This is a genomic window from Pseudotamlana agarivorans, from assembly GCF_001642835.1.
Taxonomy (GTDB): Bacteria; Bacteroidota; Bacteroidia; order Flavobacteriales; family Flavobacteriaceae; genus Pseudotamlana; species Pseudotamlana agarivorans.
This window is the reverse complement of sequence record NZ_LXEI01000027.1, coordinates 1-15201: the sequence shown is the minus strand read 5'-3', so window position 1 is coordinate 15201 and position 15201 is coordinate 1. Positions and strand designations below refer to the sequence as shown.

General features: G+C 33.3%; 8 protein-coding genes. 3 read left to right on the top strand and 5 right to left on the bottom strand.

All coding sequences use genetic code 11. The annotated features are described in order from the left end of the window. Positions 1-1394 (top strand): malectin domain-containing carbohydrate-binding protein (locus tag A6I66_RS15990; protein WP_157614270.1); only part of this gene is annotated, 1394 nt, incomplete at its 5' end. 312 nt (positions 1395-1706) lie between these two features. Beyond that, positions 1707-6689, top strand: a complete 4983-nt coding sequence (locus A6I66_RS15980) for a malectin domain-containing carbohydrate-binding protein (protein WP_067151781.1) — start codon at positions 1707-1709, stop codon at positions 6687-6689. 132 nt (positions 6690-6821) lie between these two features. On the opposite strand, the gene A6I66_RS15975 is transcribed toward A6I66_RS15980, so the two are convergent. Together A6I66_RS15975 and A6I66_RS15970 are read right to left on the bottom strand one after the other, a co-directional pair. After that, the gene (locus A6I66_RS15975) at positions 6822-7844 is read right to left on the bottom strand and encodes a glycosyltransferase (RefSeq protein ID WP_067151778.1); all 1023 of its coding nucleotides are present in this window, start codon (positions 7842-7844) and stop codon (positions 6822-6824) included. Positions 7845-7930: 86 nt separating this feature from the next. After that, positions 7931-8965, bottom strand: a complete 1035-nt coding sequence (locus tag A6I66_RS15970; protein ID WP_067151775.1) for a glycosyltransferase — start codon at positions 8963-8965, stop codon at positions 7931-7933. A gap of 295 nt (positions 8966-9260) precedes the next feature. On the opposite strand from A6I66_RS15970, the gene A6I66_RS15965 reads away from it, so the two are divergent. After that, complete coding sequence (locus A6I66_RS15965) at positions 9261-11948, top strand: DUF5060 domain-containing protein (RefSeq protein WP_067151772.1); 2688 nt, start codon at positions 9261-9263, stop codon at positions 11946-11948. 342 nt (positions 11949-12290) lie between these two features. On the opposite strand, the gene A6I66_RS15960 is transcribed toward A6I66_RS15965, so the two are convergent. From A6I66_RS15960 to A6I66_RS15950, 3 genes are all read right to left on the bottom strand, one after another. Further along, the gene (locus A6I66_RS15960; protein WP_067151790.1) at positions 12291-12902 is read right to left on the bottom strand and encodes a sugar transferase; all 612 of its coding nucleotides are present in this window, start codon (positions 12900-12902) and stop codon (positions 12291-12293) included. A gap of 115 nt (positions 12903-13017) precedes the next feature. Beyond that, the gene (locus A6I66_RS15955; RefSeq protein ID WP_067151769.1) at positions 13018-13701 is read right to left on the bottom strand and encodes an acetyltransferase; all 684 of its coding nucleotides are present in this window, start codon (positions 13699-13701) and stop codon (positions 13018-13020) included. A 289-nt stretch (positions 13702-13990) separates the two neighbouring features. Continuing rightward, a complete protein-coding gene (locus A6I66_RS15950) occupies positions 13991-15136 on the bottom strand; it encodes a glycosyltransferase family 4 protein (RefSeq protein ID WP_067151787.1) in 1146 nt (381 codons plus the stop codon). Positions 15137-15201 lie beyond the last annotated feature (65 nt).

Genomic DNA, 15201 nt, shown 5'->3' with positions numbered 1-15201 from the left:
CCGATGATTCAGGTATAGTTGCATATCATTGGGATTTTGGAGATGGAAACACCGCAACAACGGCCGATCCGGTTCATACATTCGTTTCAGAAGGGATTTATACGGTAACGCTAACCATAGAAGATGCCGAAGGCTTACAGGATTCGCAAGAACTTAGCATTGAAGTGACTCCAAATTTACCGGCTGCCTTAATAGCTAACGAGGAAACCCTTGATTTTGGTTCACACACCATAAATGGTTCAGCCAGTCAATTAAACTTGGAGCTCTTTAACAATGGCGATATTGGAGAGGATATAAGTATTAGTTCTATAAGTGTTACAGGAACAGATGCTATACTGTTTGGTCATTCAGAAGCTTTACCATTAACTGTGAATGGACAAAACACAGAAATCTTAACTGTTAGTTTTACTCCAGATGGTAATATCGGCACGAAATCAGCGACTATAGAAATCACGCATTCAGGAGAAAACAGTCCTATAATTGTTTCGCTTAGTGCAATATTGAATGACCCTAATGAATTTGTACCGGTGGTAAGAATTAATGCTGGTAGTTTGGTAACAATTCCAAGTACTGATTTTGGTCCTGATTGGGAATCTAACCCTTCTGATGGCGTTTATAATGGCACATCATATTCTGTAAGTGATGGAAATACTTTTGAGAGCAGTTTATCTTATACTAATAAAGATAATTCCATTCCAAACTATATAGATGAAAGTACTTTTAATGGCTTGTTTAATAGTGAACGATGGGATCCAAGTACGGGCCCTGAAATGAATTTTTCAATTCCATTACCAAATGGAGATTATGTTATTAACCTATTCTTAGGAAACAGTTATGAAGGAACAAAGAACATAGGAGACAGGATTTTTGATGTTTTACTTGAAGGTGTTGTTGTCGAGGATAATCTTGATTTAGTTGCAACTTACGGTCACCAGGTAGCTGGAATGTTATCTTATCCTGTTACTGTAAATGACGGAGTATTAAACATATCTTTCGGGCATGAGGTAGAAAACCCACTTGTTAATGCGATAGAAATAATGGGACCTTCTAGTAGCTCAGCTTCTAAGACTATTAACTATGATAAGGGTGATGAAATGTCTATTGCGTCTGAAATTGATGAGGAACAAGAAAAGGAAATTAGTTACTTCAGTAGTTTAGTTCCAAATCCTGCAGATGACTTTACGCAGTTAATATTTGATGATGCATCATTAAATATTGATGGTATATTAATTTATAGTAGTAACGGACAATTAGTAAAATCTATTACTAACCCTATAAAAAGGGATAATAAATATAATATTCAGCTCGGTGATTTACAGGAAGGTTTATATTTTGTTAATTTTATGAGTTCTGAAGGCACTATATTTTCAAAAAAATTGATGATTAGACATTAAAATAGTTATTTTAAAACTAAGTGATAAAATCCCGACTTAATTCGTCGGGATTTTTTATTTGTAATTTGTGATATAAATTTAGTAACTTAATAGTCTGTAAAATACGTGTAATTTATTTCTAGATTATTAAAGAAGAGTGTATTAGGGATTTGTTAATAGAATTTTGTAAATAAATTAAATGTGAACACCCCAAGTTTACTTTTAAACTTAGAGATTTGATTTACTTTTAGAAATCTAGGTTCATTAAAAGGATATTTTCTTACTTTAAATATGGTGGTTTTTAATTGTTTATAATAATTTAAATTAACTGCTATGCGTTCAACTTTTACACTACTTCTCATTCTTTTTGTCATTCGTTTATCTCAGGCTCAACAAATTTTACCGAGTTCTGAATTAAAAAATTACCATCCAATTACTATTGCATTTACTGATAGTGATGAGTCTTATTCTGAAACAGCTAATCCAAACCCATTTCTAGACCGAAGACTTAATGTTACATTTACTTCGCCTAGCTCTGCCAGTTACCTAGTTCCTGGATATTTTGCGGCTGATGGAGAAACAAGTGAATCTGGAGCTTCCAGTGGAAATATTTGGCATGTGAAATTTACTCCGAACGAAGTAGGGACATGGAGTTACACGGTTTCTTTTCGAGAAGGAGAAAAAGTTGCAATTGCAGACCCTCAATCTTCTATAGACGGTCTCGCAAACGCCCCAATTGATGGTCAGAGTGGTACTTTTACTATAGGGGAATCAGACAAGTCTGGTGTTGATTTTAGAGGAAAAGGAAAGTTGAGTTATGTTGGAGAACATTTTATGAAGTGGTCTGGAACAGGAGAATATTTTTTAGAGTTTGGAGCTAATTCACCAGAGGTTTTTTTAGAGTACCAAGAATTTGACAACACCTCTTCAACTAGAACTTATCCAGTACATGTATCCGACTGGAATTCCGGGGATCCTACATGGAATAACGGGGCATATGGCAAAGGTATAATAGGTGTTGTAAATTACCTTTCAGAACAAGGGATGAATGTTAATTATTTTCTAACTATGAACATAAAAGGTGATGGAAAGAAGGCCTATCCCTATGTAGCAGATGATAATTTTAATGTTTTTGATGTTTCAAAATTAGCACAATGGGGAATTGTTTTCGACCATATGATGGAAAAAGGAGTGATGCCTGAATTTGTTTTAACAGAAAATGAAAACCAGAGCATCTGGGAATCTGAAGAAGGAGTATTAGGAGGCTTTGCAGATGGTAGGAAATTATATTACCGTGAAATGGTTGCTCGATTTGGTTATTTGAATGCTATTGCTTGGAATATAGGTGAAGAAATTGCTTGGGATAATGGAACCGAAGTAGGAACTCCCTTGACCGATCAACAGCAATATGAATTTGCTGAGTATTTGAAGCAATTATTGCCAAATAAAGATCAAATGATAACTATCCATAATGGGCCTGATACTAATGATGATGTATTTCAGAGTAATTTGGGTGATGATGGATATAGTGCAATTTCATATCAAGGCGATTATTCTAGTAAAAGTTATGGACATGATAGGATTCTTAATTGGGTTACCGAATCAACTAACAGAGGTAAGCCTTGGGTGGTACGGTATGCAGAGCCTTATGTAGGCAGTTCTACTAATGATGATACCTGGAGAAAAAACAGCTTATGGGCTGCTTTAACAGCAGGAGGAGCTGGTGTACAATATTATGATGGAGGGGGGAGAGATTTAACCACGGAAGATTATACCACATATGCGGTTCCTTTTTCAACAATGTATACTGCATATAATTTTTTTCATACTAACGATGTGCCTTTTTGGGAGATGTCTAATAATGACGCAGGAACCTCTCTAGGATGGATGTTATCAAAAACAGATGAAAACCACGTCATATATTTACCTGACGGAGGTAGTCCTGATGTTAATTTAGGAAATTCAGGTGTTTATTCTATAAAATGGTATGACCCGAGAAATGGAGGTGATTTGAAAGATGGTAGTATCACAACAGTAAACGCTAATGGTAGTCCTCAAAATTTAGGTGCAGCTCCTGATAATGGTTCTTCTGATTGGTTAATTTATGCTTTTTCTGATACTTCTGATTGTACTTCAGACTATGAAGAAGTCGATGGTTTAGTCGTAATAGAAGCTGAAAATTTATCCTTACCTACGGGTTGGAATGTTGAAAATACGACTACTGGTTTTACAGGTTCGGGTTATATTAGTTGGGCTGGAGGAGAGAGTTTTTCCTCACCAGGACAAGGAGTAATTACGACTAAAATTAAAATTAATGCCGCTGGAACTTATTTATTGCAGTGGAGGACTAGAATAGGAGAAGGAAATAATATCATTGCTAATAATGATAATGATGCATGGGTTAGGTTTAACGATGCTAGTGAGTTTTATGCTAAACAAGGAAATAGAATTATTTATCCTCAAGGAAGTGGTCAAACGCCCGTTGCAAATGGCAGTGGAGGAGATAATTGGTTTAATTTATACACCTATTTTGGATTTTGGAACTGGTTGACAATTACCAATGAATATTCACCATACGCGATATATGTCGATTTTGATGCTCCGGGTATTTATACTATGGAAATTTCAGCAAGATCAGAGAATTATTCTATAGATCGCATTGTTTTAAGCGCAAATGGAAATAGGGATTTAGAATTGGAAGAAACGTTATGCGGAGGTAATATAGATAACCAAGCGCCAGTTGCTGTAGCTAGTGCTACACCATTATCAGGGGAAGCGCCTTTGGAAGTTAGTTTTACGGGTAGTGAATCTACAGATGACGTGGAAGTAACAGCATACTATTGGGATTTTGGTGACGGGAATACAGATACCACTGCCAATCCTGTACATGTTTATAACTCGGAAGGAAGTTATACAGCGACGCTTACCGTAAGTGATGCAGAAGGTTTACAAGATACACAAGAATTAACCATTGAGGTTATTTCAAATTTACCTGCCGACTTAGTAGCTACTCCAGATACTCTTGATTTTGGAACTCGAAACATTGATGATTCAGCGAGTCAATTAGACTTAGAGCTTTTTAACAACGGAGAGAATGGAGATGATATAAGTATAAGCGCTATAAGTATTACAGGAACGGACGCTGTATTATTTAGCTATTCAGAAGTATTACCTCTTAATGTTATGGCGCAAACTATGGAAATAGTGACGATTAGTTTTACTCCAGATAATAGTGCGGGGGCTAAGTCAGCCTCCTTGGAAATTACACATTCAGGAGGAAATAGCCCCATTGTTATTCCTTTGAGTGCTGTTCTGGTAGATGGTTCTGGGGAATCAACTCCTTTGGTACGAATTAGTGCAGCAGGAAGTGTTAATGTAAGTGCTACAGATCAAGGTCCTGATTGGGAATCTAATCCAGATGATGGTTTTTACGTAGGTAGTTCTTATTCAGTAAATACAGGAAAAAATAATTATGCAAGTTTGAATTATGCCGATAGGCATTCGTCAATACCTGATTATATAGATTCGGCCACTTTTTCGGGAATCTTTAAGAATGAGCGTACAGATGATTCTTCAGGAGAAGAAATGGAATATGTTATCCCTTTAGAAAATGGTAACTATACTGTAAATTTATATATGGGGAATTCGTGGAGTGGCTCCAGTGAACCAGGAGAACGTGTTTTTGATATTCTTATAGAAGGAAAAATGGTAGAGGAGGGTATGGATTTATCTGCAACATTTGGTCACCGCGTAGCAGGAATGAAATCATATCAGGTGGTTGTAACCGACGAATTACTTAATATAGAGTTTGATCATGAGGTAGACAATCCATTGATTAATGCCATTGAAGTGTTGAGTGAAGTTATGACTGGTAACCAAGCACCAGTTGCTGTAGCCAGTGCGACACCATTAACAGGGGAGGTGCCTTTGGAAGTTAGTTTTACGGGTAGTGAATCTACAGATGACGTAGAGGTAACGGCATACTATTGGGATTTTGGTGACGGGAATACAGATACCACTGCCAATCCCGTACATAGTTATGACTCGGAAGGAAGTTATACAGCGACGCTAACCGTAAACGATGCAGAAGGTTTACAAGATACACAAGAATTAACCATTGAGGTTATTTCAAATTTACCTGCCGACTTAGTAGCTACTCCAGATGCTCTTGATTTTGGAACTTTGAACATTAATGATTCGGTAAGTCAATTAGACTTAGAGCTTTTTAACAGCGGAGAGAATGGAGATGATATAAGTATAAGCGCTATAAGTATTACAGGAACGGACGCTGTGTTATTTAGCTATTCAGAAGTATTACCTCTTAATGTTATGGCACAAACTATGGAAATAGTAACGATTAGTTTTACTCCAGATAATAATGCGGGGGCTAAGTCAGCCTCCTTGGAAATTACACATTCAGGAGGGGATAGTCCTATTGTTATTCCTTTAAGCGCTGTTCTGGTAGATGGTTCTGGGGAGTCTACTCCTTTGGTACGAATTAATGCAGCAGGAAGTGTTAATGTAAGTGCTACAGATCAAGGTCCTGATTGGGAATCTAATCCAGAAGATGGTTTTTATGTAGGTAACTCTTATTCAGTAAATACAGGAAAGAATAATTACGCAAGTTTGAATTATGCCGATAGACATTCGTCAATACCTGATTATATAGATTCGGCCACTTTTTCGGGAATCTTTAAGAATGAGCGTACAGATGATTCTTCAGGCGAAGAAATGGAATATGTTATCCCTTTAGAAAATGGTAACTATACTGTAAATTTATATATGGGGAATTCGTGGAGTGGTTCTAGTGAACCAGGAGAACGTGTTTTTGATATACTTATAGAAGGAAAAATGGTAGAGCAGGGTATGGATTTATCTGCAACATTTGGTCACCGCGTCGCAGGAATGAATTCATATCAGGTGGTTGTAACCGACGGCATGCTTAATATAGGCTTTGCTCATGAGGTAGACAATCCATTGGTAAATGCTATTGAAATAATAGGGGATTCTAATAGTTCAATTTCTAAGTCGACTCATGATATTAAAAAAGATTCAGCTCTAGATTTAACTTCTAGTTTAGTTCCAAATCCTGCTGATGGCTTTACTCAGTTAATTTTTAATAATGCGTCTTCTAATGTTGAGAATATTTTAATTTATAGTACTAACGGTCAATTAATCAAATCCATAAATAATCCAATCATAAATGATTATAAATATGTTATTAACGTAAATGAGTTAGAGGAGGGGTTATACTTTATTAATATTATTACATCAGAAGATAAGTTGATTACAAAAAAATTGATGATCAAGCATTAAATAAACATGAGTGACTGAGAAGTATTTTTATTAAATAATAATTATTTTCGAATTTCAGGGCGTATTTAAAAACTTGGCTTAATTATAATACGCCCGATAAATTTGAATTCATGGCAAATAACATGCTTTAATTTACGATCTAAGAGAATAAATTCGTTTTGTTAAAAATAATAGCTTCATGTTTTTTTCAAAAGATAGGTAGATCTTGCTTTTAAGCGAATAGTTTGCAGGCAAAATATCAATCGGATATAATTTTTCAACTTTTAATACCCTAAGTTTTTCTTTAAAAAAGGAATTAGAAATTTTACTTTTCAACATTCGGTTAATGATGTCTCTAGTCATTTTACCTCTTAAATCAATAAGATAATTATTCATAGAAGGGTCTAAAGTTTTTATGGAATTCAATTCGCTTATTAAGCTATTAAATTCTATAACTGCAGCTACCAAGTTGTTGTAAAGTTTTGTTTGATCTTCCAGATTAGATGCCCGCATTACAGAATTGTCACTTAATAAATACCTGTGGATTGGCACTTTTACATATGCAAACCGATCAGCCAAGACTAAAGATTTGGTCGCATATACAGAGTCATAACTGCTCTGACCATTACTTTCTACGAATTTGATATTATATTTATCTATAAAGTCTTTCTTTATAAAAAACCACCATATAGTTTGTATAAAATGGTTGCTCAGGATAAATTCTTCTCCAGTTGTAACATTTAAAGAATTAATGCTTCTTAATTGGTTTAATTCTACGTCTACATTTTCACTTTTTATATTCTGATCAATAGTTTTCGACTGAAACCCACATATATCGAGGTTGTAACTAATGGCTAATTCTAAAATGGTAGATAATGAATTTGGGATTACATAGTCGTCAATATCTAGAAAGTAAATATAATCACCAGTAGCTTTTTCTATCAATTTATTTCTTGAAATATCACTACCTCTATTTTCCTCGTTAAAAAATAAAATATTTGAATGCTTCGATGCATAATATTGCAAAATGGATGCGCTATTATCTTTTGAACCATCATTTATAATTAAAATTTCATAATCAGACTTAGGAATATTTTGGTTGAGTAAATTTTCAAGGCAACGCTTTATGTACTTCTCACCGTTATAAACTGGGATTAAGACGCTCAATTTAGGCATATAATATTATTTTAATTAAATATGATTATAATGTAATTTTTAGTACTTCAGCAAATTAAAAAGTAAAGGTTTGAAAGAATTAATTTTCATGAGAATTTCAAATAAAGATACCTTAAAACAAACAGTAGTTTTTCGTTTTTAATCATCAACTTTAGAGAGGTTCTTTTAATATCAATCGAATTGAGCTTGATATCTCCTTTTGGTGGATACATATCTTTAGCTTTTAACTGAGCTAAATAATTATAGAAGACCTCTTTTTTTATTTTATTTTTTAATAACTCGTGAAGAACAACATAAGTATGCCCTCCTTTTCTATTTTCTAGATGTTCAAAAATTATTGGACTTAAATTTGAATTGTGTTTTTTTAATTTTTTTATAAGATCATCAAATTGAAATAACACATTAAACGTATTATTGAGACGTTTTTTAATTAATTTTTCATCGGTGCATCGCATAACAGAATTTTCAGATTGAAAATAGCGATGAACAGAAGTATCTATGTAGGCTATACGTTCAGCTAAGACAAAGCATTCATTTGCAAAAATAATATCACTATTATTTTGACCTTTTTCGCTACTGAATCTAATATTAAAATCGTTTATAAATTCAGTTTTGGTTATAAACCACCAAATCACTTGTTCAAATAACGGATATTTTCTAATAAAATCTTCTCCCTTTAATATTTCTGGAACTTCAGCAATTTTTTCAAGAGTTTCAGTTCCTCCATCTTCTTCTAGGTCAGAATAATCGTTAATATGTTCAGATTTAAAAGCTAAGATGTCAAGATCATTTTTTATTGCATGATTGAGTAATTTAGGTAATGCATTTTTTAAAAGATAGTCATCAGCATCAATGAAGTAAATATATTTACCTCGAACTTTTTCAATGAGTTTATTTCTGGAAATATCTGAACCGCTATTTGGTTCAGTAAATACAAAAATATTTTTGAAATATTTTATTTGTTGTTCTATTACAAAGAGTGTGTTATCCGTAGAACCATCATTCAATATTATTACTTCGAATTCATCTTCATCTAAATTCTGATTTTTTATACTTTTTAGACAGTTCTCAATACCAATTTCCCCATTAAAAACGGGTATTAGAATACTTAATTTAATCATTGTAACCTGCTTGTTTCTAGGAACGAAAGTAATAATTTAAAATAAAGGGGTGTAATTAAATCGACCAAAGTTACAATTTAGGAGTTGTTAGGATTTTACAAAAACATAAGCATTTTGTAAGTTTTTTAACCTAAAAAAACTAATTGAGTTAATTAATTGAAATTCAATAACATAAAATCTTTGTGTATGAAGGTTGCGTAATTTATATTTGGGAATTATTTAATTTAAACTATAGATTAAATTGAGGTTTTTTTAATTAAAATGTTTTTTTGGTTTAGGTAAAAAATTTATTGCTATGCGCTCATCTATTATACTAATTCTTGTTTCTTTTATTGCTTATTTATCTCAGGCTCAACAAATTTTACCGAGTTCTGAATTAAAAAATTACCATCCAATTACTATTGCATTTACAGATAGTGATGAGTCTTATTCTGAAACTGCTAATCCAAACCCATTTCTAGACCGAAGACTTAATGTTACATTTACTTCGCCTAGTTCTGCTAGTTACCTAGTTCCTGGATACTTTGCTGCTGATGGGGAAGCAAGTGAATCTGGAGCTTCCAGTGGAAATATTTGGCATGTAAAATTTACTCCTAACGAAGTAGGAACATGGAGTTACACGGTTTCTTTTCGAGAAGGCGAAAAAGTTGCACTTGCGGACCCTCAATCTTCTACAGATGGTCTTGCAAACGCCCCAATTGATGGTCAGAGTGGTACTTTTACTATAGGGGAATCAGACAAGTCTGGTGTTGATTTTAGAGGAAAAGGAAAGTTGAGTTATGTTGGAGAACATTTTATGAAGTGGTCTGGAACAGGAGAATACTTTTTAGAGTTTGGAGCTAATTCACCAGAGGTTTTTTTAGAGTACCAAGAATTTGACAACACCCCTTCAACTAGAACTTATCCACTACATGTATCCGACTGGAATTCCGGGGATCCTACATGGAATAATGGAACAAAAGGCAAAGGTATAATAGGTGTTGTAAATTACCTTTCAGAACAAGGGATGAATGTTAATTATTTTCTAACTATGAACATAAAAGGTGATGGAAAGAAGGCCTATCCCTATGTAGCAGATGATAATTTTAATGCTTTTGATGTTTCAAAATTAGCACAATGGGGAATTGTTTTCGACCATATGATGGAAAAAGGAGTGATGCCTGAATTTGTTTTAACAGAAAATGAAAACCAGAGCATCTGGGAATTTGAAGAAGGGGTATTGGGAGGCTTTGCAGATGGTAGGAAATTATATTACCGTGAAATGGTTGCTCGATTTGGTTATTTGAATGCTATTGCTTGGAATATAGGTGAAGAAATAGCTTGGGATAGAGCTGGAGGAGTGCAAACATCAATAACCGATAAGCAGCAATATGAATTTGCTGAGTACCTAAAGAAATTATTACCTAATCAGGATCAAATAATAACCTTACACAATGGCCCTAGTAATAATGACGAAGTGTTTCAGAGTAATTTGGGTGATGATGGATATAATGCTATTTCTTATCAAGGAAATTATTCTGATGATAATTATGGACATGATAGGATTCTTAATTGGGTAAATAAATCGACTAAAAGTGGTAAACCTTGGGTTGTAAGGTATGCAGAACCTTACGTAGGAGGGTCTACTAATAATGATAATTGGAGAAAAAATAGCTTATGGGCAGCTTTAACAGCAGGAGGAGCTGGTGTACAATATTATGATGGTGGAGGTAGAGATTTAACCACGCAGGATTATACCACATATGCGGTGCCTTTTTCAGCAATGTATACTGCGTATAATTTTTTTCATTCTAACGATGTGCCTTTTTGGGAGATGTCTAATAATGACGCAGGAACCTCTCTAGGATGGATGTTATCAAAAACAAATGAAAAGCACGTCATATATTTACCTGACGGAGGTAGTCCTAGTGTTAATTTAGGAAATTCAGGTGCTTATTCTATAAAATGGTATGACCCAAGAAATGGAGGTGATTTGAAAGATGGTAGTATCACAACAGTAAATGCTAATGGTAGTCCTCAAAATTTAGGTACAGCTCCTAATACAAGTGCCTCAGATTGGGTTATTTATGCTTTTAAAGATGATACGGCAAATAACACAGATTGTTCTTCAGATTATGAAGAAGTTAATGGCACAGTAATAATAGAGGCGGAAAGCATACCTTTAACCTCGGGTTGGAATGTTGAAAACGCTACGACTGGTTTTACGGGTTCAGGTTACATTAACTGGACTGGAGGGGAAAATTTTAATTCTCAAGGAAAAGGGCTGATAAGTACGACTATTAAAATTAACACACCTGGCACTTATTTATTTCAGTGGAGAACTAAAATAGGTGTAGGAACAAGTACTACCGATAATAATGACACATGGGTAAGATTTAATGATGCCAGTGAGTTCTACGCAAAACAAGGCTCTAAGGTTATTTATCCGCAAGGGAGTGGTCAAACACCTGTAGTGAATGGGAGCGGCGGTAATAATTGGTTTAAAGTATATTCAAATTCAAGATCATGGAACTGGCAGACCAGTACAAATGATAATTCGCCTTACGCCATATATGTGGATTTTGATTCGTCTGGTGTTTATACCATGGAAATTTCCGGAAGATCAGAAAACCATTTTATAGACCGTATCGTTCTAAGTGCGAATGGAAATCAGGATTTAAGCCAGCCCGAAACAAATTGTGAAGGAACTCTTGGTGTATCGGATGTTGAATCATCCGTTAAGGATTCAAAAATAAAATTGTTTCCAGTTCCTTTTGATGGTAAACAACGGTATTTAAATGTTTCAGGTTTAAAATCAGGTGATTTTAATTTGATGATTTATACCATTTCTGGTCAAAAATTGTTTTCAGAAGTTATAACAGTTAAAAATGGAGACTATGCCATATCAATGGATAATATCCAGACCAATGGAACATATCTATTAGTCTTGAAAAACACAAATAGTGGAGATAAAATTCATAAAATTTTTATTGTTCAAAGATGATATTTTAGTCTACACTGAGAAACAATGATAATAAACAAATCAGATTAAATTTTAATCGGCAGTTTTTCCTAAGATACAATCATAAAACACCAAAACCCTTGTTTTTACAGGGGTTTTGGTGTTTATTAAGGTAAATAAAATAAGTCGTAATCAGCCCAATATAACCCAAAACGGGATTTTATAATTAGCTTGAATATGAAAATACAGAAAATTAATAGGTGTCAGGATGAAAAATATAGCCTTCCCTAAAAAAAAATTGTTTAAAAACACATAAAGTATTTATTATCCATCGGTGATATTGATGCCATATAATTGGAAATCAAAAAGGGTAATATAAGAGAATCACTCGGTGACGGTACCCATAAACTTAGGCATATCTAAATTGGTTTGATTGTTAACACCTTCTTTTTTAATTACTTTCTTAAAAGTTAATATTAATATTTTAACATCTAATAGAAAAGAAAGGTTATCAACATACCATACATCGAAATTAAACTTTTGTTCCCATGAAATCGCGTTTCGGCCATTCACTTGAGCCCAACCAGTAATTCCGGGTTTTACATTGTGTCTTTTCTTTTGTTTCTTATTATAAAGAGGGAGGTAATCCATTAATAAAGGTCTAGGCCCTATTAGGCTCATATCACCTTTAATTACATTAAATAGCTGTGGGATTTCATCTAACGAATATTTTCTTATAAACTGCCCCAGTTGCGTAACCCGTTGATCATAAGGTAAAAGATTACCATTACTATCTTTATTATCATTCATAGACTTAAATTTTATGATGTCAAATGGTATTTCATTTTTTCCAGGGCGTGTTTGAAAAAAGAATACTTTGCCATTATTTGAAATAAGTAAGGCTATAAAAACTATAAAAAAAATAGGGGAGAGCATTATTAAAGCTACAATAGCGATTGAAAGGTCTAAGACTCTTTTAATTATGTTTTGATATATTTTTAATTCCATTTTTTTAATGTAAAAAGCAATATTGGTTTCTTAACCTGTGATAAAATTTTTATAATAATTAAATAAACTACGATTTAATTTTACTGATTTAGTCTAAATTTTTCTATTTCAGAGGTTTAGATAAGCCTAAATAACAATCTGATGCCTCTCTTTTCCGTATCATTTTTGCAGGTACCCCATATACAACTTCATTATCTCCAAATGAGTTAAGAACAAGTGAACCTGAACCTATAATGGTATTATTCCCAATAGATATATTTTCTATAATATTCGCTCCCAGTGAAACAGAAGAGCATTTGCCCAGCCTGACATTTCCGCCCATAGTAGCTCCAGGCGATACACTTGAGAAGTCATCTATGCAATTGTCGTGATCAATGGAACATTTTGTGTTTAAAATAACCTGTATTCCAATGGTGGAATTTATATTTACCACAACAGCCGGCATAATTACTGTTCCGTCACCAATAGTTACATTTTTGCCAATTATAGCACTAGGGTGAATAGCTGTAATAAACTTAAAGTTAGGGTTGTTTTGTGCTATCTTTTTATATAAATTTTTTCTTGTAAAATTGTCGCCAATAGCTATGATACCGCCAATTATTTTTCCAGCATTTAATAGGTCCGTTATATAATCCTCAGTTCCTAAAATCTTATAACCTAAAATGCTTTGGTTCTTTGGTTTATAAGTATCAAGTAAACCTAAAATTTCATACTCACCTTGTTTCTCAATAATATCAATAATTACTTTAGCATGTCCGGAGGCGCCTATTATTACTATTTTATTCATTTAAGATTATGTTTATACTTAAAATTCTAACTAAACCTATAACATCATTTAATGATTATATAAAAGATGCGTTATTATAGGTTTTGTTTTGTGTTATGAACAAGTAAATCTAATTGAATAATAAATTAGTACACGTTTTTTTTGTTAAAAGGCTGTTTTTTTTGATGAAGAGTCTTTGGTTGAGATTCGTTTTAATTTTAATTAAAATGATTAAGCTTAATAATAGAAGTGATTTAAGATAGAAATTAGTTTAAAGCATGATGAATATGGATAAAATTCTGATGACTAATTAAAGCTGGTTGTATTCCTGCAATAGTGCATTCCATACTTCTTTTCTTTCAAATTTTGATATCATTAATTGTCTTGAAAGGAGCCCCATTTGTTTCGCTTCCTTTTGATTGTTTAACATGTAAACCATAGCATCATATAAAGCATCTGTACTTTTGGTTGGGATAATAATACCTGTTTCACCTTCTTTTATAATTTCATTACAACCATTTATATCTGTAACAATACAAGGTATTTGCATTGCAGCAGCTTGCATAACTGTATTTGGAAACCCTTCTCGATAACTAGGGAAGGTTAGTGCGTTAGAGATAGCAAAATAAGGTCTAACATCGTTAACCCAACCAGGTGTTATTATGGTGTTATTATTTTCGATAGCCATTTTGGTATCGATATGCAATGGGTCCAATTCATTTTCATAAGTACCAATAAGTAATAATTTAACATTTGGCTTTTTAAGCTTGTTGTAAGCGCTAACTAACTCATTAACTCCTTTGTCCTTCACTAATCGTCCTGCGAATACAAAAACAAAATCATCCTCATTAATGTTTAATTCTTTACGAAAATTTTGTATAAATTCATTATCGAACAAGCTTGGGTTAAAATAAGCTGTTTCAATACCGTTTGAACTGCCGTTCGCAATTACTTTTAATTTTTCTAATCTCGTAAATTTATGTTTTAAAATAATATTTTTTAGACCTACTGAATTGGGATAAATTTTAGTAGCACAAGAGTAAGTTAGTTTTTCTACGGAATTTAAAAGTATACGTTTAAGTCCCTTTGCTTCAACAAGCGGAAGACCTGCAATGGTATGTAATCTATGGGGTGTACCTGCAAGTTTTGAAGCTATCATAGAAAGTGTTCCGGCCTTTGGGGTGTGCGAATGAACAATAAAGGGTTGTTCTTTTTTAAAAAGTTTATATAATTCCCATACAGCTAACAAATCCTTAATAGGCGTAATTTTACGAGTCATTTCTATAGGGATTACGGGAACTTTCTCTTGTAAAGAAACAGATTCTAGTTCATTATTAGCACCACTAGAGGAGACCCCAAGTACTTCATAATACTTTGACATAAAATTCAACTGACCTTTGAGTAATATTCCTAAAGAGGTAGGAACAGTGGTAATTCTTATAATTTTTTTATTCATAAAAGGAATACTATTCAATCGGAATTGTAATACAACAAATATAGCAAAGTAATTAGATTCTTGTA

Coding starts and splice junctions, on each gene's coding strand:
- A6I66_RS15980 (WP_067151781.1), top strand. CDS start 1,707: ATGCGTTCAACTTTTACACTACTTCTCATTCTTTTTGTCATTCGTTTA.
- A6I66_RS15950 (WP_067151787.1), bottom strand. CDS start 15,136: ATGAATAAAAAAATTATAAGAATTACCACTGTTCCTACCTCTTTAGGA.
- A6I66_RS15955 (WP_067151769.1), bottom strand. CDS start 13,701: ATGAATAAAATAGTAATAATAGGCGCCTCCGGACATGCTAAAGTAATT.
- A6I66_RS15970 (WP_067151775.1), bottom strand. CDS start 8,965: ATGATTAAATTAAGTATTCTAATACCCGTTTTTAATGGGGAAATTGGT.
- A6I66_RS15965 (WP_067151772.1), top strand. CDS start 9,261: ATGCGCTCATCTATTATACTAATTCTTGTTTCTTTTATTGCTTATTTA.
- A6I66_RS15975 (WP_067151778.1), bottom strand. CDS start 7,844: ATGCCTAAATTGAGCGTCTTAATCCCAGTTTATAACGGTGAGAAGTAC.